Source organism: Salinibacterium sp. G-O1 (genome assembly GCF_030063305.1).
Classification (GTDB): domain Bacteria; phylum Actinomycetota; class Actinomycetes; order Actinomycetales; family Microbacteriaceae; genus Rhodoglobus.
The window spans coordinates 414,272-438,099 of the sequence record NZ_JASISV010000002.1 but is presented as its reverse complement, the minus strand read 5'-3'; the positions used below and the strand labels follow the sequence as shown (position 1 = coordinate 438,099).

At 62.9% G+C, this 23,828-nt stretch carries 21 protein-coding genes; 13 read left to right on the top strand and 8 right to left on the bottom strand.

Annotated elements, in window-relative coordinates:
* Nucleotides 1-112: 112 nt before the first annotated feature.
* From QMG83_RS08495 to QMG83_RS08480, 4 genes are all read left to right on the top strand, one after another.
* A complete protein-coding gene (locus QMG83_RS08495) occupies nt 113-2,194 on the top strand; it encodes a DNA gyrase/topoisomerase IV subunit B (RefSeq protein ID WP_283504938.1) in 2,082 nt (693 codons plus the stop codon).
* A gap of 177 nt (nt 2,195-2,371) precedes the next feature.
* Nucleotides 2,372-3,619, top strand: a complete 1,248-nt coding sequence (locus QMG83_RS08490; protein WP_283504937.1) for an ABC transporter substrate-binding protein — start codon at nt 2,372-2,374, stop codon at nt 3,617-3,619.
* A 65-nt stretch (nt 3,620-3,684) separates the two neighbouring features.
* Nucleotides 3,685-4,569 carry a carbohydrate ABC transporter permease gene (locus tag QMG83_RS08485; RefSeq protein WP_283504936.1) on the top strand — a complete coding sequence of 295 codons (885 nt, stop codon included), beginning with the start codon at nt 3,685-3,687 and terminating at the stop codon, nt 4,567-4,569.
* Between the two features lie 22 nt (nt 4,570-4,591).
* Nucleotides 4,592-5,413, top strand: a complete 822-nt coding sequence (locus QMG83_RS08480; RefSeq protein WP_283504935.1) for a carbohydrate ABC transporter permease — start codon at nt 4,592-4,594, stop codon at nt 5,411-5,413.
* Between the two features lie 14 nt (nt 5,414-5,427).
* On the opposite strand, the gene QMG83_RS08475 is transcribed toward QMG83_RS08480, so the two are convergent.
* Entirely contained in the window at nt 5,428-6,033 is a 606-nt protein-coding gene (locus QMG83_RS08475) for a GNAT family N-acetyltransferase (RefSeq protein WP_283504934.1), read from the bottom strand.
* Between the two features lie 77 nt (nt 6,034-6,110).
* On the opposite strand from QMG83_RS08475, the gene QMG83_RS08470 reads away from it, so the two are divergent.
* Genes QMG83_RS08470 through QMG83_RS08460 form a run of 3 tightly spaced genes read left to right on the top strand, consistent with a single transcriptional unit; the run spans nt 6,111 to nt 9,084 of the window.
* Nucleotides 6,111-7,040, top strand: coding sequence for an N-acetylglucosamine kinase (locus tag QMG83_RS08470; protein WP_283504933.1), 930 nt, complete (start codon nt 6,111-6,113; stop codon nt 7,038-7,040).
* On the top strand, nt 7,037-7,783 hold the full coding sequence (locus QMG83_RS08465) for a sugar isomerase domain-containing protein (RefSeq protein WP_283504932.1): 747 nt from the start codon (nt 7,037-7,039) through the stop codon (nt 7,781-7,783). The genes QMG83_RS08470 and QMG83_RS08465 overlap by 4 nt, the downstream gene beginning before the upstream one ends.
* Nucleotides 7,780-9,084, top strand: coding sequence for a protein O-GlcNAcase (locus QMG83_RS08460; protein WP_283504931.1), 1,305 nt, complete (start codon nt 7,780-7,782; stop codon nt 9,082-9,084). The genes QMG83_RS08465 and QMG83_RS08460 overlap by 4 nt, the downstream gene beginning before the upstream one ends.
* On the opposite strand, the gene QMG83_RS08455 is transcribed toward QMG83_RS08460, so the two are convergent.
* From QMG83_RS08455 to QMG83_RS08435, 5 genes are all read right to left on the bottom strand, one after another.
* Nucleotides 9,081-10,058 carry a Gfo/Idh/MocA family protein gene (locus tag QMG83_RS08455; RefSeq protein ID WP_283504930.1) on the bottom strand — a complete coding sequence of 326 codons (978 nt, stop codon included), beginning with the start codon at nt 10,056-10,058 and terminating at the stop codon, nt 9,081-9,083. The genes QMG83_RS08460 and QMG83_RS08455 overlap by 4 nt on opposite strands.
* Nucleotides 10,055-11,071 (bottom strand): zinc-dependent alcohol dehydrogenase, encoded by a 1,017-nt coding sequence (locus QMG83_RS08450; RefSeq protein WP_283504929.1) that lies wholly within the window; start codon nt 11,069-11,071, stop codon nt 10,055-10,057. The genes QMG83_RS08455 and QMG83_RS08450 overlap by 4 nt, the downstream gene beginning before the upstream one ends.
* The gene (locus tag QMG83_RS08445) at nt 11,068-11,955 is read right to left on the bottom strand and encodes a Gfo/Idh/MocA family protein (protein WP_283504928.1); all 888 of its coding nucleotides are present in this window, start codon (nt 11,953-11,955) and stop codon (nt 11,068-11,070) included. Before QMG83_RS08445 ends, QMG83_RS08450 begins: the two co-directional genes overlap by 4 nt.
* Before the next feature lie 84 nt (nt 11,956-12,039).
* Nucleotides 12,040-13,209, bottom strand: a complete 1,170-nt coding sequence (locus QMG83_RS08440) for an ROK family transcriptional regulator (protein WP_283504927.1) — start codon at nt 13,207-13,209, stop codon at nt 12,040-12,042.
* Nucleotides 13,210-13,318: 109 nt separating this feature from the next.
* Complete coding sequence (locus tag QMG83_RS08435; protein ID WP_283504926.1) at nt 13,319-15,787, bottom strand: DNA gyrase/topoisomerase IV subunit A; 2,469 nt, start codon at nt 15,785-15,787, stop codon at nt 13,319-13,321.
* Nucleotides 15,788-15,799: 12 nt separating this feature from the next.
* Here QMG83_RS08435 and QMG83_RS08430 point away from each other — a divergent pair, with 12 nt between their 5' ends.
* Complete coding sequence (locus QMG83_RS08430; RefSeq protein ID WP_283504925.1) at nt 15,800-16,933, top strand: alkaline phosphatase family protein; 1,134 nt, start codon at nt 15,800-15,802, stop codon at nt 16,931-16,933.
* Nucleotides 16,934-16,957: 24 nt separating this feature from the next.
* Here the strand turns inward: QMG83_RS08430 and sepH are convergent, their stop codons facing one another.
* The gene (sepH, locus tag QMG83_RS08425; RefSeq protein ID WP_283504924.1) at nt 16,958-17,971 is read right to left on the bottom strand and encodes a septation protein SepH; all 1,014 of its coding nucleotides are present in this window, start codon (nt 17,969-17,971) and stop codon (nt 16,958-16,960) included.
* 211 nt (nt 17,972-18,182) lie between these two features.
* Between sepH and QMG83_RS08420 the strand changes: the two genes are divergently transcribed.
* The gene (locus QMG83_RS08420; RefSeq protein WP_283504923.1) at nt 18,183-18,476 is read left to right on the top strand and encodes a DUF4193 domain-containing protein; all 294 of its coding nucleotides are present in this window, start codon (nt 18,183-18,185) and stop codon (nt 18,474-18,476) included.
* Here the strand turns inward: QMG83_RS08420 and QMG83_RS08415 are convergent.
* Nucleotides 18,473-18,925 carry a DUF3093 domain-containing protein gene (locus tag QMG83_RS08415; RefSeq protein WP_283504922.1) on the bottom strand — a complete coding sequence of 151 codons (453 nt, stop codon included), beginning with the start codon at nt 18,923-18,925 and terminating at the stop codon, nt 18,473-18,475. The two genes, QMG83_RS08420 and QMG83_RS08415, sit on opposite strands and share 4 nt — an antisense overlap.
* A gap of 61 nt (nt 18,926-18,986) precedes the next feature.
* On the opposite strand from QMG83_RS08415, the gene dut reads away from it, so the two are divergent.
* From dut to acnA, 4 genes are all read left to right on the top strand, one after another.
* Nucleotides 18,987-19,478 (top strand): dUTP diphosphatase, encoded by a 492-nt coding sequence (gene dut, locus QMG83_RS08410; protein ID WP_283504921.1) that lies wholly within the window; start codon nt 18,987-18,989, stop codon nt 19,476-19,478.
* Nucleotides 19,475-20,095, top strand: coding sequence for a DUF3710 domain-containing protein (locus QMG83_RS08405; protein ID WP_283504920.1), 621 nt, complete (start codon nt 19,475-19,477; stop codon nt 20,093-20,095). Before dut ends, QMG83_RS08405 begins: the two co-directional genes overlap by 4 nt.
* 56 nt (nt 20,096-20,151) lie before the next feature.
* Nucleotides 20,152-20,829 (top strand): DUF3159 domain-containing protein, encoded by a 678-nt coding sequence (locus QMG83_RS08400; protein WP_283504919.1) that lies wholly within the window; start codon nt 20,152-20,154, stop codon nt 20,827-20,829.
* 174 nt (nt 20,830-21,003) lie between these two features.
* Nucleotides 21,004-23,820, top strand: a complete 2,817-nt coding sequence (acnA, locus tag QMG83_RS08395; protein WP_283504918.1) for an aconitate hydratase AcnA — start codon at nt 21,004-21,006, stop codon at nt 23,818-23,820.
* Nucleotides 23,821-23,828: the final 8 nt, after the last annotated feature.

Genomic DNA, 23,828 nt, shown 5'->3' with positions numbered 1-23,828 from the left:
GCACGAGAAGAGTGTCGAAGAGGTGGAGGTCGCGGGAAGGACCGTATGGTTGATTTCGGCCATGGCCAGAACCTGTTCAACCCTGATTTTCTCGAAACCTTCGGAGGCAGCCATGTCGAGCGCTGACTACACAGCCCGCCACCTCTCTGTTCTTGAGGGGCTCGAAGCCGTGCGAAAGCGCCCGGGCATGTACATCGGAACCACGGACTCTCGCGGTCTGATGCACTGCCTGTGGGAGGTAATCGACAACTCTGTTGACGAAGCGCTCGGCGGTCACGGCTCGGAGATCAGTGTTGTGCTGCACAAGGACGAGAGCGTCACGGTGCGCGACAAGGCCAGGGGCATTCCCGTGGACATCGAGCCGAAGACCGGCCTGTCGGGTGTCGAGGTCGTCTTTACCAAGCTTCACGCTGGTGGCAAATTCGGCTCAGGCTCATACGCGGCATCCGGTGGTCTTCACGGCGTCGGTGCATCGGTCGTCAACGCCCTGTCTGAGCGGCTCGACGTCGAAGTCGACCGCAACGGCAAGACCTGGGCCATGTCGTTTCACCGGGGCGAGCCGGGAATCTTTGATGACCGAGGGGGCGAGCCAACCCCGGATGCGCCGTTCACCCCCTTCGTGTCGAACAGTGAACTGCGTGTCATCGGCAAGGTCGGAAAGGCTGTCACCGGAACGCGCATCCGGTACTGGGCCGATCGTCAGATTTTCGCAAAGGGTGCGACGTTCCAGACCGACGAGTTGCTCGATCGCGTCAGGCAGACGGCGTTCCTTGTATCCGGTCTCACGATCGACATCAAGGATGAGCGGCCCGCGGAACCCACGCACGAGACCTACCATTTCGAGGGCGGGATTGGTGAGTTCGTCGAGCACCTCGCGACAGACACCCCGATCATGGACCTGTGGCGCATGACGGGTGAGGGCACCTTTACGGAAACCGTGCCGGTGCTTCAGGACAACGGGCACATGATTCCGACCGAGTTGACCCGGACGTGCCAGGTGGACGTGGCGATGCGCTGGGGGACGGGCTACGACACTGTTCTCAAGAGCTTCGTCAACATCATCTCCACGCCCAAGGGTGGCACCCATCAGGCTGGCTTCGAGCAGGGCATGCTCAAGTTCCTCCGCGCTGAGGCGGATAAAAATTCCCGCAGGCTCAAGCTCGGCAACGACAAACTCGAGAAAGACGACATCCTTGCCGGGCTCACGGCAGTGCTGACCGTCAGAGTGCCGGAGCCGCAGTTCGAGGGCCAGACGAAGGAGATTCTCGGCACCCCGGCCGTTCGAAACATCGTCGCGCAGGTCGTCGCCAAGGCACTGTCCGAAAAGTTTGCTTCCTCCAAGCGCGACGACAAGGCCCAGTGCGTGCTCGTGCTCGACAAGATCGTCGCCGAGATGAAATCCCGGATCTCCGCCAGGGCCCACAAGGAGACCCAGCGCCGCAAGAATGCGCTCGAGAGCTCATCGCTGCCGGCCAAACTCGTGGACTGCCGATCGAACGATGTCGCCAACAGCGAGCTGTTCATCGTCGAGGGTGATTCCGCCCTCGGAACCGCAAAGCTTGGTCGCGACAGCGAATATCAGGCACTTCTGCCCATTCGCGGCAAGATTCTCAACGTGCAGAAAGCGTCGGTGAGCGACATGCTCTCCAACGCGGAGTGTGCCTCGATCATCCAGGTCATCGGAGCTGGCTCCGGTCGCAGTTTCGACCTCGATGCACGACGATACGACAAGGTCATCATCATGGCCGACGCTGACGTCGACGGGGCTCACATCCGCACGCTGTTGCTCACGCTGTTTTTCCGGTACATGCCCGAGATGATCGCTGCAGGCAAGGTATACGCCGCCGTGCCGCCGCTGCACCGGGTCATCGTGATGAACCCGGGCTCCAAACCGAACGAGACGATTTACACATACTCGGAGAACGAGCTCAACGGCGTGCTCGCCGGATTGAAGCGTTCAGGAAAGAAGTATCAGGACCCGATCCAGCGCTACAAGGGACTGGGCGAGATGGATGCTGACCAGCTGGCGACCACAACGATGGATCGACAGCACCGCACCCTTCGCCGAGTCAATTCACCCGACGCCGAGATGGCGGCAACGGTTTTCGAGCTCCTCATGGGCAACGACGTCGCCCCGCGCAAAGAGTTCATCATTGCGGGCAACGGGCTCAACAGGGACCGCATCGACGTCTGATCGTCGGGCTGGCACGGCCCCTTGACGGGCCGATTTCTTTGTTACAAGTCCGTCAACTCGCGACGGAAACATTGACATCCAGCGCAAATGGCAGTTCACTCTGGCTACGGAAGTAAAGTTTACTAACATCGCACCGGAGGTCGACTCGTGGCAATACGGAACGTGCTCAAACCAGGAATGACTGCAGCCGCAATTGGTGTCACTCTCGCCCTTGCCGTGTCGGGCTGTGCGCCAGCATCCAGTTCTGACGTCGTCATCCGGATCGCCATGGGCGCTTCCGGGGATGCTGTGGACAGCAATTTCGACACCCTGAAGACTCAGTACGAGACGAAGTACCCGGACCGCACGGTCGAAATAATTGTGCAGGAAGACGACGTCTACCAGACGACGGGGCTGTCCACCCTGTTGTCCAGCCGCGAAGCCCCGGATGCATACTTTGAGTGGTCGGGCCCACGCATGCGCAATCACGTCGCGGACGGGGACGGCGCCGATATCAGCGAGTACCTCTCGGGCGATGCTTTCGACGGCCGCTTCGACGATGGCGCCTTCACCGGAATGGATGTCGACGGTTCGGGAATCTATATGGTGCCGTGGACCGGTGACGTCACAGACATCGTGTGGTACAACAAGACGATCTTCAGCGATCTGGGGCTCGACGTCCCCACGACCTGGGACGAATTCATGGATGTCTGCGCCGCAATCAAGGCATCCGGTGTGACCCCGATCGTCGAGGGCAATAAGGATCAGTGGACCGTGGGCAACTGGGCCTCACACATCGCCTCGCGAGTCGTCGGCGAAGACGTTTACGCCGAGACGATGAACGGCGAAGCGCCCATGAACTCACCGGAGATGGTCGACGCGATGGGCTACCTGGCCGAGATCGCCCGCGAAGGCTACATCAACGACAGCGTGAACGCGCTGCCTGACGATGAGGCAAATACGCAATTCTTCCTGGGGCGCGCCGCCATGATCGTCATCGGAAGCTGGCTCATGGCCGACGCACAAACCGATGGCGAAGGCCTCGAGTTCGACTACTTCAACACCCCTGCCCTTGACGGCGCAGGTGACCAGGAAAGCGTGCTCGGTATCTCGACGGGATTCATGGTGAACGCCAAGTCGGCGCACATCGCGGAGACGATGGACTTCCTCGAGCTCGTGGCATCGGCAGAGGGAACGAAGTTGTGGGCGCAGGCGGGCCTTGCACCGATGACAATTGACCCCTTCGACGGGGTCGATGCTGACGAACGGACGGTGTCGCTCGCGACCCTCATGTCGACGGCACCGACGGTTGTTGCACCGTCAGACAGCGGCTACGACATCGAGGTGGCAGCGGCGTTCTACGACGCGGTTGCCAACATCATCGGTGGTGGCAACGTGCAGGATGCCCTGGACACAGCGGAGAAGCGGATAGCCGAGATCCGTTAGCAAGAGTTGTGCGGGGACCCCTTTCGGTCCCCGCACAACATCCGCGTCGAGAAGGGCCAACTGCTGTGAAATCCGACAGGGTCTGGACGCCGTACCTGCTGGTTGCACCGGCCGTATTGGTGTTCGCGTTCGTCGTGCTGCTGCCGGCGCTGCTCAACACCGGCCTCAGTTTCGTCGACTGGTCTGGGACCAACCAGATGGTCTTCGTGGGCATCGACAACTTCACCCGCGCGTTCCGTGACGACATCTATCTCACGGCGTACCGGAACACCTTCGGGTACATCGCGCTCACGCTCATCCTTGAGGTGGCCGTCGGGCTCGTGATGGCGGGCGTCGTGACAATGCAGGGCCGCAGAACGGCCTTCTATCGCATCGCGTTTTTCGTGCCGGTGATGCTGCCGATGGTCGTCATCGCCGTTTTGTGGTCGTTCGTGTACAGCGACGACATCGGCCTGATCAACACGGCGTTGAGGAGCACCGGATTCGACGCGCTTGCACTGGTGTGGCTGGGCAATCCGGCAACTGCGCTCATCGCGATCAGCGTCGTCTCCGGCTGGATCTACGCCGGTTTTTACATGGCGATCTTCTTTGCGGCTCTGCAACGCATCCCGACACATATCGTCGAAGCCGCCACGCTCGACGGAGCATCGCAGTGGCGAATCTTCTTCTCGGTGAAGGTGCCGATGATTCGGCCGATGATCGAGATCGCGGTGCTGCTGTGCGTCACGGGCGCATTCCAGAGCTTCGATCTTTTCTACGTGATGACGAACGGCGGCCCGGACCATGCGACCGAAATCGTGACCACCTACCTCGTCGAGGTGGTGTTCCGCTTCAACAATCTGGGCTATGGCGCGGCGCTGGCGACGATCATGACGATTGTGGTTCTGGCTCTCGGCCTGATTTTCGCTCGCATTCGTTCCAAGGTCGGGGGAGTCGATGTTGAATACTGACACCCGTCCACGGCGAGCCCGGTTGAGTCCGCGGATCAGCGCGATTGTTTATCACTCGGTGCTGACGGCAGTCTCTCTGTTTTTTGTGCTTCCCCTGGTGTGGATGATCGTCTCGTCGTTCAAGTCGAAGCGGGAGATTTTCGACAGCCCGTTTGCACTGCCGACCTCGCTCGACTTCACGGTGTGGACCAATGCATGGGAGCGCGGCGACCTTGGCGTCTACGCAGTGAACAGCGTCATCACGACGGTGGCGTCGGTGTCGGGCATCCTGGTCTTCGGCCTGCTCGCGGCCTACGCGTTCAGCCGTCTGAAGTTTCGGTTCAGTAAATGGCTGTTGCTCCCGTTCCTGCTGGGCCTGTTGCTTCCGGTCCAGAGCTACCTGACAGCCCAGAGCCGCCTCCTGGATGCCTTCTACATTCTCGATACCCGCTGGGCCCTGATCCTGCCGTACATCGGGCTCGGACTCTCGCTGGCCGTGTTTCTGCTCAAGGGCTATCTCGACTCACTCCCGCGCGAACTATTTGAGGCCGCCCGCATCGACGGGGCCGGCGACTTCCGGACTCTGGCCCAAATCGTGTTGCCTCTGATGCGCCCAGGGCTTGCGACGGTGGCCACCTTCTCGGTGCTGAGCGCGTGGAACGAGTTTCTGCTCGCGACGCTGTACATCCAGAGCGATGATTTGCGCACGATCCCCGTCGGTCTGCTCGCTTTCACCGGAAAGTACTCGACGGACTACCCGACCCTCTTCGCTGCACTGTCGATCATCACCATCCCGATGGTGGGGATCTATGTGGTGTTTCATCGCCAGGTAATCAACGGCATCACCGAAGGTTCGGTGCATTAGGTGGACGGGTGTCTTCATGTGGGCGGAAGCAGTTTGCCCATCGTCGTTCCGGATTCGTCGTGACTCAGCACAGCGAATCCGAGGTGCTGGTAGAAGCCCAGCGCCCGCGTGTTTGCGGTTGCTACGCCAAGATGTACTCCGGCGACGCCCCGCGCCGTCAGGGTGTCGAGCAGAACACTGATGAGAGCTCCGCCGAGGCGCAAGCCCTGCACCTCCGGCGCGAGATCGATGTGCAAGTGAGCCGGATACGCCGCGGCCACTCGCTGGTCAGCACGCGGGGGGACGTGGATATCGCCGACGACTTCTTCGTCGAGCGAGTCCGGCGCGAAACTTCCCAGCGGATACCGCTCCCGCAATTGCGGCCACCATTCGCTTTCGCAGCGGGATTCGAAAGCCTTCGTGTCAGGGGCGCCCAACACATATCCGGACGCGGTGCCGTCGTTGTCGATGACCCAGGAAAGATCGGGATGGAACTCGAGGTACGGTCCGACGTACACCTCACCCAGGATGGTGGGTACCTGGTAGAGACCGGTCGCGTCGTCGCCATTAGCACCAGTGCGCAGGCACACCTCGTAGAGGCTGTCGTGATCGTGCGCTTCATACTGCCGAATGTGCGGCATAACAGTCCTTCCGTCGGGTGCTCTCAGCCTAGATACTCTCGCGCCATGACTCGGCAACGGCGACGGGGCGGCGTTTCGTGAAGGTTGACATCGGGGTCGATGGGGGCCAGTCGCAGGTTCGGCTCAGTGTCGTTGGACGAGCAGAAATGGCCGTGAGCGATGGCGTTGCCCACACCGATGGCGATCCGGTACGTCTGCTGGTGGCGTCGGTGACTGAAGCGTGGGCTCGGCTTCGCCAACCCGACGACGCGGTGGGCAGGATCGTCCTCGGCATTACGACCATGCCCGCTGATGAACCCACCCTGAACAAACTTGCACGCGCCCTCTTCGCGGAAACGGGAGCAAAAGAGGTCTGGCTCGTGGGTGATGAGATCACCGCCCACCTCGCTGCTTTGCCCGAGCACCACGGCGTGGTGCTGGCCGTGGGCACGGGAGTCGCGTGCCTCGCCGTCGACGCACGCAGCGGGCGTGTCCGGCGAGTGGACGGCGACGGGATCCTGCTCGGTGACAATGGTGGATCTTTCTGGATCGGACGTCGCGGCCTCGCTGCGGCGCTGGCCTCTGGCGACGGCAGAGGGGGCGAGACGACGCTGGCCGTCGCCGCCCAGGAGCGGTTCGGCCCGATTCATCAGCTCGCGGCGAGGGTGCACGCCCGGGAGCGTCCGGTGAACGACATCGCCCAATTTGCCTCGGTTGTTCAGGACCATGCTCGGGCGGGAGACCACGTCGCGACCACGATCGTGCGGGAGCCCGCCCGCGAGTTGGTGGCGACCACCCTGGCGGCGGCGTCGGTCTGCGAGCCGGAACCGGTTCCCGCCGTACTACTGGGTCGCGCGGCATCGCCGGGAACGCCACTGAGAATCGAGATCGAGCGGCGCGTGCGAGAAGAGGCCAGACTGGTACTCGTGGCGGCAGCGGGTGCCCCGCTCGACGGAGCGCTCGAGCTCGCGTCAAGGGGAGCTCCGGCCGTCTACGAGCAGTTCATCAGTAAATGGAGTAGCCCATGAGCCCAACGACCGATCCGCTTGCCGACTACACAGCCCATCTGGTTGGTCAGCTCGAACGGCTCGCCGACCAGGCGAAGATCATCGAGGATGCGGCGCAGGCCATCGCTGACTCGATCGCGGCTGACGGCATGCTGCACGTGTTCGGCACCGGACACTCTCATCTTCTCGCCGCTGAGCTGTTTTACCGAGCTGGTGGTCTCGGTGCGGTCAACCCCGTGTTGATCGAGGGCTTGCTGCTTCATGCCGGTGCCGAGCTGAGCACCTCGATGGAGCGAACGGCGGGCCTGGGCCCGGTGATCTTCGCCAGGATGGATGCCCGCCCCACAGACACTCTGCTCGTGATCTCGAACTCGGGCTCAAATGTCATCGCGCGGGAGCTGACACAGCTCGCCAATGATGCTGGGATGGCGACGATTGCCCTGGTCAGCGTGGCGCACGCCACCTCGGCAACGTCCCGCGGGTCATCCGTGGCGGGCATCCATCAGCTCGCTCGCTTTGTCATCGATAACGGTGGGGTACCCGGTGACGCTGCCATCGAGGTCTCCGGTGTCGACCGGCCGATGGGCCCGACGTCCACGGTGATGGGTTCAGCAATCGTGAACCTGCTGGCGATGACAGCCGCGATGAAGGTGGCGCAGGCGGGTGCGCAGCCCGCCGTGTTCACCAGCAGTAATGTCCTCGATGGTGACGGTCAGAACCAGGCCACTCTGGAGCGTTACCGATCCCGTGTGAGATCCCTATGACCAGCCCCTTCGCTGTCGGCGGCATTATCGAGGGTTTCTACGGCACGCCGTGGACCCACCAACAGCGGCTGGACATGATCGGCTTCATCGGGCGCCTGGGTATGAACACGTACGTCTACGGACCGAAGGATGACGCCTTCCTGCGCCGCGATTGGCGCAAGAAGTTTGATCGGGATGCCCTGCGGCGATTGCGGGAATTGGTCGATGCATGCGTGCAGAGCGGCGTGACATTCACCTTCGCACTGTCGCCCGGATTGTCGATGCGATACTCCAGCGCCAGCGATCGGGATCTCCTGATCGCCAAGTACCGGCAGGTCTCGGAACTGGGAGTGTCCAGTTTCGCGCTTCTTCTCGACGACATCCCCGCGTCACTGCAACATCCCGAAGACGCGGATGTGTTTGCCTCGCTGGTGGATGCACAGATAACCCTGATCCGTCAGCTCCATCCGTTGCTCGATGGTGAGCTCATGGTGGCTCCCACAACCTACTGGGGTCGCGGTGATGAGCCGTACCTGTCGCAACTGGGGCGAGGCATTGATCCCACAATCGACATCTTCTTCACGGGGCGCGCGATCTGCTCACCCGTGCTGGAGACGGTCGACGCCGAGCGGTTCGAGGCGGCTACGGGGCATCCACCGCTGTACTGGGACAACTTCCCGGTGAACGACGTCGCGATGACCCACGAGCTTCATGTCGGGCCCTACCTCGGGCGGGATGGCTCGTTGGGATCGGCATCACGCGGCATCATCGCCAACGCCATGCCATACCCAGAAGCATCCAAGATCGCGTTCGCCTCTATCGCGGACTATCTGGCCGATCCGGAGGCCTACCAGCCCGAGCAGAGTTGGGAGCGGGCGATAGAGCTCGTTGCCGGTGCCGACCGCGAGACGGTGCGCGCTTTCGCTGATGCGCTCCGAGGCTCGGCGCTCTGCACCGACGACTCGCCGCGGCTGGCCGAGCGTCTCGAGCGGTTCGCCTTTGACTATTCGTTTGGGGATAGTGCGGTGGCGGTGGCAGAACTCGGCGACGTCGCGGCGGAGCTTGGCGTTGTCGCGTCCCACATGAGGACCATCTTCAATCGGGCCCTCGCTGCCGAGGTCGAGCCGTGGGTCGATCAGTACGAGCGTGCGGCCAGCGCGATCGCGCTGTGCGCCGAGATTATGGGGCAGGGCGAGATTCTCCCGGCCGGACGGGCTCGAGTGATGGCGGCTCTCACACACCTGCGCAGCCATCGCCTTCGTGTGCATGGCGATCTGGTCGACATGTTTTTGTCCGACTTCGCGCGCGAGTTTGAGCGCTAGAGCGTGATTCGCTCGGAACGCCGGTACGACTGCGATGTCGCCTCGAGTGCCCGCGCCATCCGCCACGGCTCGTCGGCGCTGTAGCGCCAAGGCTGCTCACCACGCACAGCCCGCGAGAATCGCTCGACCTGAGCAACATAATGGTTCGTCTCAGGCACCGACTCGATCCGATCATTCACGAAGAAGTCGCCCTGTCCAGGCGCGCACAGGAATGCGTGAGGCACCCTGATTCTTCCGCGAGTTCCGATCACCTCGATGGTGTCTGTGTCAGCACCCGCCATGTCGACGTGAAACAGCAGGGTCGCACCGGGAAATTCCACCAGCGCCGAGGTGGCGAGATCGATATTGCCGTGCAGCTCAGACATCGCCGATCGCGCGGTGACAGCGACGGGCTCTGCGCCGAAAAACAACCGCGCCGAATGAATCGCATAGCCGCCGACGTCATAGACCGCACCGCTGCCGGGATGGCCCTGGAAGCCGGAGTGATCGAGGTCAGCGCTCGCATCGAAGGAAAAGGTGGTGATGATGTTTCGCGGCGTTCCGATCTCGCCCGATGCGATGATCTCGATCATCCGGTCGAAGCGCGGGTGGTGGGCATACATGTACGCCTCGCCGAGCAACACTCCCGCCGAGGTGCAGGCGTCGATCATCGTCCTCGCCTCTGCCGAGGTCACGGCCAAGGGCTTTTCGCAGAGAACATGCTTGCCAGCCTCAGCGGCCTTCAGCACCCACTCGTGGTGCAGCCAGTTCGGTACGGGGATGTAGACGGCCTCGATCTCCGGGTCGGCCAAAAGACTCTCGTAGCCGGCGATTCCGCGGTGAGCACCGTAGCTGGTCGCCGCATTGTCTGCCCTGGACTGCGAGCGGCTGGCGATCGCGACGAGCGTAGCGTTCCGGGCGAGGGCGATTCCGGGCGCTGACGCTTCGAGAATCCCGGCTGCACCGAGAATTCCCCACCGCACCGCCTCATTCACGTCGCTATGTCCGTCCAGTCGAAGAGGGTGCCGAGATACGCTGACCGATCCTGCTGCAGGATCGCGTACACCTCGGGGGCTTGATCCGGAGTGAACCTGTGTGACACCAGCGAGTCGACGTTCATTCGTCCCTTCCGCAGAAAATGGAAGAAAAGCTCGGTCATCGCCTCGAGGGTCCAGGGGTCGCTCAGCGTCGCCTGCTCTGGGGCGTTCGAGCCGTGCACGCCGAGGATGGAGATCGAATCGGCGACAATCCGCGGACCGAGCGATTGACGACTGGGGGAGGGACTGTCGCCGAGCAGTATCAGGCGTCCCCGCGGCCGCAACAACGAGGATGCCGGCGCGAGGACTGAGTGATGCCCGGTGACATCAAAGACGACATCGAGCATTCGACCGCCGGTCAGCTCGGCGATCTCGGCTTTCGCAGCACCCGCGTCTGCACAAATCAGATCGCTGCCGCCGCTGACACCGGCAAGCCCGAGGCGCTCCGCCGAGGGGTCGATGCACACGGTGCGCCCGGCTCCGGCAATCGACAGGTACTGCACCACCAGCTGTCCGAGAAGACCGAGCCCGATCACGCCCACCGTCTCTCCAAGCTGAAGTTCGGCCCGGCGGACCCCAAGCTGCGTCGTGCACGCGAGCGAGATCCAGGCGGCTTGATCATCCGTGATGTCGTCGGGAACTGGCACAGCTTGTGTCACCGGCACGGTGAAGCGCTGGGCGTGCGGTGTCTGGCTTGCTACGCGGTCTCCCGCAGCGTAGCGAGTGACGCCCGGCCCCACGGCTACGACCACCGACGTCATGGAGTACCCGGGCGAGAAGGGGAAGGTGACCCACTCCTGCCAGAAGGTGCCGTCGTCGAACTCGCCCGCGAGACAGAAGGTTTCCGTGCCGGTGCTCAGGAGTGAGACTCGCGCCTCGCAGAGTAGTTCACCCTCGCCCGGTTCCGCGACATCGTTGGACGCCACCTGAACGACGCGAGGTTGCGGAAAGGTGATGTCGAGAGATCTCATGGTTGGCTCGCGAGCCCGGATTCGATCGCCGCGAGTACTGCAACGATGTCGCGTCCGAATGACAGATCGCATTGGTGCTGCGTGCGTTCGTTTCGGATGTTGTCGACCAGCTCGGCGAGCGCCAGTCGCATTGCCGCCTGTTCATCGACATCGTCGACGGGGAGCCACTGTCTGCCGTTCGGGCCCCACATGAGAGTGGAGAATCCATCGGCAGCCTCGGTCGCGAACAGTGTCATCGTGGCCGTGCTGGTGGCCCCGCTGGCGTGCGTGAACTGGGCGTGGACGAGGCCCTGCTCGCCCGCCGTCGCGGACACGTTGACGATCGGGCCAAGGGTGGTAACCAGAACGGAGACGGCATGCGGGCCCAAATCCCAGACCGCACCCTTCTCGTGGCGCCAGGGTGTGTTGAACGGATTCTCGTCCATCAGTGCGGAACCGAGCCAAAGCCCCTGGGCCCCCGACCACGCGTCGATCTCGGCGTTCGCGTTGATAGCGCGCATCCGGGGGTCGAACAGCAACGTGAAGAACACGGTTGTGGAGACGCCGCTGGTTTCGGCCGCCGCGACGAGTTCGTTGGCTGCCGCGAGCGACACCGAAATTGGCTTCTCGAGAAGGACATGCTTGCCCGCACGAATCGCCTTAAGTGCAATCTCGCTCTGCACGTGGGGAGGCACAGCAAAGCTCACCGCGTCGACCGAATCGGGAAATGCATCAACGTCAGAGAACGGCCGGGCGGCGAAGTCGTCGGCGAGCAGGCCGGTGGCTTCCGGGTCGCGGCCCCATACCGACGCCAGAGTAGCCCCGGCAGTCGCAGCAATCGACGGCGCGTGTGTTTCTCGCGCCCAGAACCCTGTGCCGACGAGACCCCATCTGATGTCATCCACGTGATATTCCAAACTGTCGTTGCGTGTTTTCCAGCGCCGCGGCGAACTCGGGAGTGTATGTGGATGCTCCGCCGCCGACCATCTTCATGTGCTGAACACCGCGTTGCGGGTGTGATTGAGACTGACCAGCAGGGCACCCGCCGCAACTGGATCGTCAATGACCTCTCGGGCGGCGAACCGCGGAGTACGAATTGCGACCTCATCAACGTGGTCCCGGATGAGGTCGAGCAAACCTGGTCCGCCAGCGTTCAGTACGGCGCCCGCAAGCACGATCACCGGCGGGTCGATGAGGGCAATGATGGTCGCGAGTGCCGGCGCGTACCGGCCGGCGAGTTCGTCGAGGAAGCCGTGTGCATCGGATGCCACGGCGGATGCCACGATCTCGGCAGCGCTGTCGGCGTGGATGCCGTGCCTGGCCCCCAGCTCGACGACCTGCGCGACACCGGCGAGGTCGTCGAATCCACCGTGGTTTTCTCGCGCTGGGTTGCGCACGATGGGAACCCCGGGAACGGGCAGGAAGGCCACCTCGCTGGCGCCTCCCGTACTTCCGCGGTGGATGCGACCGCCGAGCATGAGCGCGCCACCGATACCCTCGTCGCTCCACAGCAGGAAGAAATCACTCTCCCCTCGAACCGCACCACTCTGTTGCTCCGCCATGGCGACGACGTTGACGTCGTTCTCGATATGTGTCTCGACGCCCGTGATCGCCTCAAGGCCCTCAACGAGGCCGGGCTGCTGCCAGCGGGGGAGGTGCCCGGCGAACCGCAGGGTGTCGGCATCCGGATCGTAGGATCCCGGCAGGCTAACGACGATAGACGTCAGGTCGGTCATCTCGAGCTCGGCCGTGGACAGGGCGTATCTGAGCGAGGTGATGGCGGTCTCGGGCCCGGATTCGCCTGGGTCCCGGTGCTCGCCGATGACAGTGCCGCGAAGGTCAGCAACCCGGGCATGGGTTCCGGTCGCGGTCACATTGATTGCGGCAGCGAACCCGGCGCGCGGATTGAGTTCGTAAATGGCCGAGGCGCGGCCGCCGCGGTTGTGTTCCTCGACCCCGTTCTGCACGACGTGACCGCTTTCCTCGAGGCGGGAGAGCAATTGCGATGCGGTCGGTTTCGACACCCCGGTGAGACGGCGAACGTCACCGCGACTCAGGGTCGGATGCGTGATCAGGAGCTCGAGCACCACTCGGTCATTGATCGATCGAAGCAGCCCCGGTGTGGCGGGGGAGGGAGGACTTTCGGAAGGCCGTGCCATGGCTACCCCAGCGTGGTTAGGAAACTTTACTATCCCCGTAACCTACCACCGTCTGACGACCTGTCAATCTCCCCACCTGGCCACGTTCCAGACGCGATGAGGAAGCTGGCTAGAGGCCTGCCCCGATCGAGCCGACTACGCCATCGAGCACTGTGCCAGACGCGTCCCGCTTGGCGAGCGTCTCCGGCAGGTGTCTCACCGAGCCATCGGTTCCCACGGCCACGGCTGGGGACGGTCCTGCCCAGCCAAGCGCGAGCGAATCTTCGCCCTTGAGGAAGCTGTGAGCCCGCACGCCACCGGTTGCGCGACCCTTTGCCGGGAACTCGCCGATCACCGACACCTTTGCCCGGCCGGGATCGGCGCCGGCGATCGTGGCAGCGGAAGTGGAGACAGTCGCCACGACATTGTCGAGACCGGGGTCGACGACACCGAAGAAGATTACGGCCGCCGCGCTCGACAGGTTGATGCCTGCCATCCCACCCGCGGCAACACCCTGTGGCCGCACGAGGGACGAGCTGAACCGGAGCAGTTGCGCATCCGAGGTGACGAAAACGACCTCATCGCTGTCTCTGGCGTGCGCGACCCCTGCGACCTCGTCGCGCGGTTTGAGCGAGATGATGTCGAAGTCGGGGCGTGACGGCCAGGATGCAGGGATGACGCGTTTCACGACGCCCTGGCGAGTCCCGATTGCCACCGGTACCTCGGAATCGAGGGAGACGATGCCGATCACCCGTTCTTTACCGCCGATGGCGAGGTAGTCGCTGATTTTCGCGCCAGCGGCCAACTGGATCGAGTTGGATGGCACGCTCGGAAGGTCGACCGCGGTGAAACGGATGAGCCGACCGAGGTTGGTAACGGCCCCGATCTCGGTGCGACTCGTGGTGATGAGCCGCGATCGGATCGCGTCGTGTTTGGTCCGGCGTCTGGCGGGACGCTCGGCAGTCGGCTCATCGGCGACCTCTGGAGCGATGTCAACACGGATGGCCCGTCCCGTGGTCGAGAGCAGCACCTCGCAGGGGGCATCGGCGATCTCCAGCACCGCCGCGGTTCTGCGGGACGCCGCCGTCGTGGCAATGGAGGGTCGCGCTTCGGTCAGCAGTGTTCGCCGAGGGGTTCCGAAGCGTTCGGCGATCTCTTCGAGCTCATCTGACACCAGCTGGGCGATTCGGGCCGGATCTGCGAGCAGGGCCTCGAGGTAGGCGATCTCGGCCCGCAGCTTCTCAGCCTCCGTTTCGAGCTCGATGCGACTGAACTTCGTGAGACGGCGGAGCCGGAGCTCGAGAATGTACTCGGCCTGCAGCTCGCTGAGATCGAAGACATCAATTAATCTGGCCCGCGCCTGCTCGCTGTCGTCGCTGCGCCTGATGACCTGGATCACTTCGTCGATGTCCACGATTGCGATCAACAGGCCCTCAACGAGATGAAGGCGTTCTTTGCGTCGGGCGAGTCTGAAGAGGCTGCGTCGACGAACGACGCTCAGCCTGTGGTCGAGATACACCTGCAGCAGCTCTTTGAGCCCGAGCGTGCGCGGACCACCGTTGACCAGGGCGACGTTGTTGATACTGAAATTGTCTTCCAGCGGGGTGAGGCGATAAAGCTGTTCGAGCACGGCATCGGGGCTGAATCCGGTCTTGATGCCGATGACGAGCCGCATGCCGTGCTTGCGGTCGGTGAGATCCGTGACATCGGAGATGCCACTGATTTTCTTGGAGTTCACGCCGTCTTTGATCTTTTCGATAACGCGCTCGGTGCCGACCAGGAAGGGGAGTTCGGTGACGATGAGTCCGGTCTTGCGGGCGGTGATCGCCTCGACTGACACGCGGGCTCTGGTCTTGAAGGCGCCCCGGCCGTTCGCGTAGGCATCCTTGATGCCGTCTAACCCGACGATCGTGCCGCCGGTGGGCAGGTCGGGCCCGGGCACGAAGGCCATCAGGTCTTCGAGGGAGGCTTCAGGATTCTCGAGCAGATACCGTGCAGCGGCCACCACCTCGATGAGGTTGTGGGGTGCCATGTTCGTTGCCATGCCGACAGCGATTCCGCTGGCACCGTTGACCAACAGGTTGGGGAAGGCCGCAGACAGCACCTCCGGCTGCATGAACTGGTTGTCATAGTTGGGGATGAAGTCGACAACATCTTCATCGAGGTTCTCGGTCAGGGCGAGAGCCGTGGCGTGCAGCCGTGCCTCGGTGTACCTCGGAGCGGCCGGGCCATCGTCGAGGGTGCCGAAGTTGCCGTGGCCGTCAATGAGGGGGACGCGCAGCACGAATTCCTGGGTCAGTCGCACCATCGCGTCGTAGATGGAGGCGTCACCGTGCGGATGAAGCTTTCCCATCACCTCGCCGACCACGCGCGACGACTTCACATGTCCGCGGTCCGGGCGAAGGCCCATCTCGGCCATCTGGTACAGGATTCGCCGCTGCACTGGCTTGAGGCCGTCCCGCGCGTCGGGCAGCGCCCTGGAATAGATGACTGAGTACGCATACTCAAGGAACGATCCCTGCATCTCGGTAGTGACATCGATGTCTTCGATGCGTTCGCCGGAGGGAGCGGTGCTGGTGGGGTTTTCGGGAGTAGCCATAAGATTGCCCCCATGCTACCGGCGCCCAAACCTGATGGATTGAGCCTTGCCGATGTGTTGCGAAGTTGCCTCGACGCGGTCAACGGCGACGAGAACCGCCTCGCGTTGCCGGCGGTCGGCAACGCGATAGTCGTGCTCATCGACGGGCTGGGCGCAGACGTACTGAAATCGAGTGCCGGGCACGCCAGAACGCTGGCCGGTGCGATGACGTCGAAATCGGTCATCGATTCGGGCTTCCCGACCACGACAGCATCGGCGCTCACCACTTTTACGACCGGTGTCGGCCCTGGGCAGCACGGCATGGTCGGCTACAGCGTGCTCGATGCGGCCAACGACAGGGTGGTCAACCAGCTCTCCGGGTGGGATGCCCTGCTCGACCCCGAGACCTGGCAGCAGGTACCCACGCTCTTCGAGACCGCGCACGCACAGGGGCTGGATCCGGTCGTCATCGGCCCTGCCCGGTACAAAAACTCGGGCTTTACGCGCGCTGTACTTCGCGGCGCCCGATATGTGTCTGCCGCATCCATGGCCGACAGGATGACCAAAGCCGCGACTGAGATCGCCGCAGCGGGGCCCCCGAAACTCATCTACGTGTACATTCCCGAGCTCGACCAGGCCGCGCACGCCCACGGGTGGCGCTCTCGGGAGTGGACGTCTGCCCTTGAGCTGGCGGACGCAGCAGTGCGCGAACTGGTGGGCGCCCTCGGAGCGCACGACGGACTGCTGGTGACGGCTGACCACGGAGTACTGGATGTGCCACAGCACTCACATGTGCTGGTCGACGACGAACTTTTGGACGGCGTGAGATTCATGGCCGGGGAGCCGCGATGCCTGCAGCTGTATTTCGAACCCGATGCGAGCGACGATAAACGCGCGGACATCATCAGTCGCTGGCGAGCCAGTGAAGGCGAGCGGGCGTGGGTGGCAACGCGGTCGGAAGCGGTCGCTGCCGGGTGGTTTGGTGAGGTCCGTGCTGAAGTGCTTCCGCGTATTGGCGACATCCTCGTGGCGGCCCGCAAGGGCATTGCGTACTACGACGGTCGCCTGGAAAACCATTCCAGTCGCGGGATGGTCGCCCAGCACGGTTCATGGTCGCCGGGTGAAGTCCGAGTGCCACTCATCAGGTTTGGAGCCTTCGCGAGGTGAGACTGCACCCTCGCTGACGAGCACCTAGGCGGGGTCGTCGTCCGGTCGGGCGCCGAAGACAATCTCATCCCAGCTGGGCATAGAGGTGCGCGCCTTGCGACGAACTGCAGGTTGCGGCGAGGTTGTGCGCCTCGGCTCTTCCGGCTCCTCGTCGAAGATCTCCATCGGAACATCCACGATCCGGATCGATCCCGTTGATGGGTGAGATCCGCGCGCCTCAGCCTCGTCGAAGTGGGCGGCCTCACGCTCGCCACGACGACGTCGAAGTGCCTCCAGCAGGTCTGAGGTCTGGTTGCCGTGAACGGGCTCCTCGGTCCTTCGACCGATGGCGGCAGGCTCTGAGCCCGATTGGTGGTTCGCCGAGAACTGTTGTGACTCGCTCAGGGTGAAAGCGCCACTGTCGAAGCGTGTGGGGTCCGAGTCGGCCGTGTCGATGGCGGGCTCGCTGACGGCACGGAGTCGCGGCATCATTCCGCCCCCGTTCTCGCCCTGCCGCGACAGGGTGACGGCCTCACCGTTATTGGGGGAGAGGGACTGTTTCTTCGGGTCGAAACCCCAGCGCGCATCGTGATCGATCTCTTTGGCGGTGAAGGCAAGCTTCACGATCCAGCCGGCTTCGGGATCTTTCCAACTGGCCCACCGTTCATCGGTTGCGCCGAGCTCATGAAGCCGGTCCCTGATGACCGAGCCGAAGTTGCGCCCCTGGTTCATCGGGTCAGCATCGGCTGCGCTCTTTACGGGCACGCCGAGGGCAGACTGCACGACGAAGTCGCGTTCAGCGATCACCGGTCCTTCGAAGCGCTGAATGTACTCGAATGACGCTCCCGTGATGGACGCCACGTCCTGCGCCGACATGCCCGACCGAATGTGCGCCTGAATTTCACGTGGCGACAGCTTGGGTCCGGCGCCGGGATCCGCCACGCTCTGACGCAATTTGGACTGCATCATCTCGTCAATGGGGATGCGGAATCGCGTCCCGTCGTCAGCAGCCGCTAACAGCGCGCCGCTCTCTACTCCGATTACTCGCAGGTCCTGCATGCTGAAGCCCTCCAGCCATGGATATTTGCTGACAGGATCGCACGCTGAGTCGCTATTTGTTGGGAATAGAACGGGCGCGCCGTAAGTTGCACGCAGAGCACGATGGTGACGAGGCTCCGGTGGTTTGCTATTCCAGATGGTTTGATGCACACTGTCCCCGCGAATTCGTTACTGGACCACCAAGACGAGACGCTTACAGAAGTGGATGGGCATGGCAACCGATTACGACGCACCCCGAAAGACCGACGACGACTCTGAGTCGATCGAGGCACTGAAGGAGCGCGTTCCGGACAAGACGTCGGGCTCGATTGACTCCGACGACGCGGACAATCCCGGCAGCTTTGAGCTCGCCGGAGCAGACCTTTCAGACCTCGATCTCGACGTGGTTGTGCTCCCGGCACAGGCCGACGAGTTCACCTGTGTGGAGTGCTTCCTGGTGAAGCACCGCTCACAGGTTGACCACACGACAAAGCTCGGCGCAGTCTGCCAGGAGTGCGCCGCCTAATTTTTTAGGGCGCTCCTGGCCTGGTCGATCGCACGGGAAACCTCCTGAGGTTTCCTGGTCGACACCAACCAGTACGGCACCGGATCGTTCGGGTCGATCAATTCGACTCGAACGACCGGGTCGATCCAGCCGCGGATGACGAGGAATGCTCTCGCGTCAAGGCGCTGGCCACGTTCCAGTGTTGCCTCTGAACCCACGAAACCATCAACGGCTCCAATGATGTCGAGGGGAAGCCGTGCCTTCCCTGCGATCAGGTGCGTCTCGGTGACCTCTACCTTCGTCGCCGACGCGAGCAGCGCTGCGAGGCATCCCAGATAGAGCACCACCGCTGCGCCGATTCCCACGTTGATGTTGATCGGCAGAAACACCAGCAGGCTGGCCGGAATCACCAGAGCCGTGCTGATGAAGAGCCAGGGAGCCGGCCACAGTTTTTCGCGATAGTTGGTCACCGCTCTATTAGACACTGCTCACGATCATCGACCGTGCAGCGTTCTGCACTACCCTCGACTCGTGGCTGAGAACATCGAAGTGCTCATTGCGAGTGGCGAGACTCCTGTCTACGCGCACCCCGGTGATGCTGGAGCGGACCTTCATGCCGCCGAGGCCCACCTGCTCGCACCGGGAGGCAGAGCAACGGTCGGCACCGGCGTCTCGATAGCGCTTCCCAACGGATTCATGGCATTCGTCGTTCCGCGATCCGGGCTCGCGGCCAAGCACGGCATCACCATCGTCAACAGCCCAGGCACGGTGGATGCGGGCTACCGCGGCGAGATCAGGGTCACGATATTGAACACCGACGCCGAGCATTCCTTCGCCATCGAGGTGGGCGACCGTATCGCACAGCTCATCGTCATGCCCGTTACCCGGGCCACATTCATCCCGGTGGCAACGTTGCCGGGCAGTCACCGCGGTGGGGCGGGCTTCGGCTCAACCGGCCTGCGACCAACACCAGTCGGACATCATCCCGAAACCGACACAACACGACCAGGAGTCACCTCGTGAGCGATATTGCTGGAGAACAGCTCGATGAACCCATTGCCGATCAGCCCAAGTCGGCCCCGGATGACCGTGCCACGGAAGGTCCGCTCGATGAAAGCGAAGCCAACGCCGTAAGGCCATACGTCGACCTCGGGGGAGTGAAGATCCTCCCGCGACCCGATCTCCACCTCAGGCTTGAGGTTGAAGAGGGAAGCAAGCGAGTGGTCGCTGTCGGTCTCGACTATGCGGGTTCAACGCTGCAGGTTCAGCCGTTCGCTGCTCCCCGCTCGAGCGGTTTGTGGCACGAGATCCGCCAGCAGATCGTGGATCAGATTCACAAGCAGGGTGGTACCACCAAGGTGGTTGTCGGACCATTCGGCCCCGAGGTGCAGGCAGAGATCCCTCTCGCGGCGGGGCAGGAGAGCGGATCCCGGTTGGCCCGATTCATCGGCGTCGATGGGCCTCGATGGTTCCTGCGCGGCGTGATTGCCGGTGCGGGTGCCGCCGGCGGTGAACCCGCCGCTCAGGTCGAGGATCTTTTCCGTTCGATCGTGGTGGTGCGCGGGAACACTCCGATGCCTCCGCGCGACCTCATCCCGCTGAGCATGCCTGCCACCGGTCCTGCCGCAGCACAGGCATGACCTCCGGCAGTTCTTCGAACGAAGACGACATCACGCCGGAGGTCGATGCTCCCTCGGTGGCTGAGACATTTGCCGCGGCGGCTCGACGGTCTGGTCTCGGGTATGTCGCCCCGGGCGAGACGCCATCCAGCGGCGCCCTCCTCAAGGCCATGGGCGGCGTCCGCGGGTTGGTCGAATCGATCCTCCCTGGCCTCTCCTTCCTTGTGGTCTATACGATCACTCGCGAACTACTTGTGTCTGTGCTCATCCCACTCGTCATCGCCGTGCTGTTCGTGGTGGTCAGGGTCGTCACCAGGACGCCATTCACTTCCGCCATTGCTGGTGTGCTTGGTCTCGGACTCAGTGCCGGCCTTGCTCTCATCACGGGTCGGGCTGAAGACAATTTCGTGCTCGGATTTTTCATCAACGCGATATTTCTGCTCGCGCTGGTCATCAGCATGATCGCGCGCTGGCCGCTGATCGGCGTGATCGCGTCGCTCATCACGAGTGAGGGCACGGGCTGGCGCGCAGATCGCGCGAAGGTCAGGGTTGCCTACCTCGCGACGATCCTGTGGTGCGGGCTGTTCTCGGTTCGGCTTGGGGTCGAGTTGCCCCTGTACTTCTCGGGCAACGTCGATGCTCTGGCCGCGTTCAAGCTCATCCTTGGAGTTCCTCTCTACGCGGGAGTGTTGTGGGTCACCTGGCTGATGATGCGCACGGTGTACAGATCCAAAAAGGTCGGTCCGGCAGCGTAGCGTCTGTCCTGTCGGTGCTATATTTGTCTTGATATCAAGATACTTTTTGATTGAACCAGCATGATGTGTCCTGCTGGAACGGTCTTAGGCTTGCCTTGCTAGCAGTTTGATGCTGTTGGCGGCAAAGATGGCAGGGTACCCGCGGTAATCGCGGGCTCAGCGAGGGAGACGACAGTGTCGGCAGTGAACAGCTTCGGATCGAAAGACACCCTGACCGTCGGTTCGACCGACTACGAGGTCTTTCGAGTAGACAAGGTTCCCGGGTATGAAAAGCTCCCGTTCAGCCTGAAGGTCCTGCTCGAAAACCTGCTGCGGACCGAAGACGGTAAGAACGTCACGAAATCGCAGATCGAGTCTCTCGGTTCGTGGGTGCCGACCGCCGAGCCAGACACCGAAATTCAGTTCACCCCTGCGCGCGTCGTCATGCAGGACTTCACGGGCGTCCCGTGCATCGTTGACCTCGCCACGATGCGCGAGGCAGTTGCCGCCCTGGGCGGCGACCCCAACAAGATCAACCCACTCGCACCGGCCGAACTGGTCATCGACCATTCCGTCATCGCCGACCTCTTCGGCAGCGAGAACGCTCTCGAGCGCAACGTTGAGATTGAGTATGAGCGCAACGGTGAGCGCTACCAGTTCCTCCGCTGGGGCCAGACCGCGTTCGACGACTTCAAGGTTGTTCCGCCAGGAACCGGAATCGTGCACCAGGTCAACATCGAGTACCTGGCACGAGTAACTTTCACGCGCACCGTGGACGGCGCGCTTCGTGCGTACCCGGACACCTGTGTCGGCACTGACTCCCACACGACGATGGTCAACGGACTCGGTGTGCTGGGTTGGGGCGTCGGCGGCATCGAGGCCGAGGCAGCGATGCTCGGCCAGCCGGTCTCCATGCTCATCCCGAAGGTCGTCGGATTCAAGCTCAACGGCTCAATCCCGACCGGCGTGACGGCAACGGATGTCGTGCTCACGATCACCCAGATGCTGCGCAAGCACGGTGTCGTGGGCAAGTTCGTCGAGTTCTATGGCGCCGGCGTCGGCGAGGTTCCCCTGGCGAACAGAGCGACCATCGGAAACATGAGCCCAGAGTTTGGGTCGACAGCAGCGATGTTCCCCATCGATGACGTGACGCTCGACTACCTGCGCCTCACCGGTCGCACCGACGAGCAGGTTGCTCTCGTGGAGGCATACTCCAAGCTGCAGAAGCTCTGGCACGACCCCGAAACTGAGCCGGAATTCAGCGAATATCTCGAACTGGATTTGGCGACGGTTGTGCCATCCATCGCCGGACCGAAGCGCCCGCAGGACCGCGTCGAACTCACCAACGCCAAGACGCAGTTCGCTATCGACCTCGGCGACTACACCTCGCAGGACATGTCGCGCGTCGACGCGGCCATCGAGGGTAGCTTCCCCGCCTCAGACCCGAATGGTTTCACCCCGGAAGACGAAGGCACCGCGCACCAGCTCTCGCACACTCATGTGAGTCACGCGCCGGGCGACCTCTCGCGTCCAGTGAAGGTCAAGACCTCAGCAGGGCTCGACTACACGCTCGACCACGGCGCTGTCGCTGTCGCCGCGATCACCTCGTGCACCAACACCTCGAACCCCAGCGTGATGCTCGCAGCAGGCCTGCTCGCACGCAACGCTGTCCGCAAGGGCCTGACCTCCAAGCCATGGGTCAAGACCACCCTCGCGCCGGGCTCGAAGGTTGTCACCGACTACTACGCGAAGGCGGGACTCACCGACGACCTCGAAGCCCTCGGCTTCTACACCGTCGGCTACGGCTGCACGGTGTGTATTGGTAACACCGGGCCCCTCATCGATGAGGTCACGGCGGCCATCAACGAGAATGATCTGGCTGTGACGGCCGTTCTCTCGGGAAACCGCAACTTCGAGGGTCGTATCAGCCCCGACGTCAAGATGAACTACCTGGCGTCGCCGCCTCTGGTCATCGCGTACGCCCTGGCCGGATCGATGAACTTCGACTTCGAGACCGACTCCCTCGGCACGGGCAGTGACGGCCAGCCGGTATTCCTGAAGGACATCTGGCCGGATTCTGCAGAGGTGCAGCGCACGATCGACTCGTCGATCGACACCGAGATGTTCCTCAAGGAATATGGCGAGGTCTTCGACGGCGACGAGCGCTGGCGTTCGCTGCCGACACCAGACAGTGAGGTGTTCGAGTGGGATGACGCATCCACCTACGTGCGCCGCCCACCGTACTTCGACGGCATGACCCTCGAGACGACACCGGTCAGCAGCATCTCCGGTGCTCGCGTCCTGGCCAAGCTCGGCGATTCGGTCACGACCGACCACATCAGCCCTGCCGGAAACATCAAGGCAGACAGCCCGGCTGGCGCCTACCTGCAGGAGCACGGGGTCGCCCGTGGTGACTTCAACTCCTACGGTTCACGACGAGGCAACCACGAGGTGATGATCCGCGGTACGTTCGCGAACATCCGCCTCAAGAACCAGCTGCTGGATGGGGTTGAGGGTGGATACACTCGCGACTTCACTCAGGCCGAGGCTCCTCAGTCATTCATCTACGACGCCGCGCAGAACTACGCAGCACAGTCGACGCCGCTCGTCATCTTCGGTGGCAAGGAGTATGGCTCCGGCTCAAGCCGGGACTGGGCGGCCAAGGGCACGTCGCTGCTGGGTGTGAAGGCTGTCATCACCGAGAGCTTTGAGCGTATCCACCGTTCCAACTTGATCGGGATGGGCGTGCTGCCACTGCAGTTCCCCGCCGGCGAGAGCTGGGCCTCGCTGGGACTCGACGGAACCGAAATCGTGGACATCGCTGGTGTCGAGGAGCTCAACGAGGGAAACACCCCGAAGACTCTGCACGTGACGGCATCACCGAGCGAGCACTCCGCTGCTGGCAAGGCCGTTGTCGAATTCGATGCTGTCCTTCGCATCGACACACCGGGTGAGGCCGACTACTACCGAAATGGCGGCATCCTGCAGTACGTACTCAGGAGTCTCGTTTAGGCTGACTG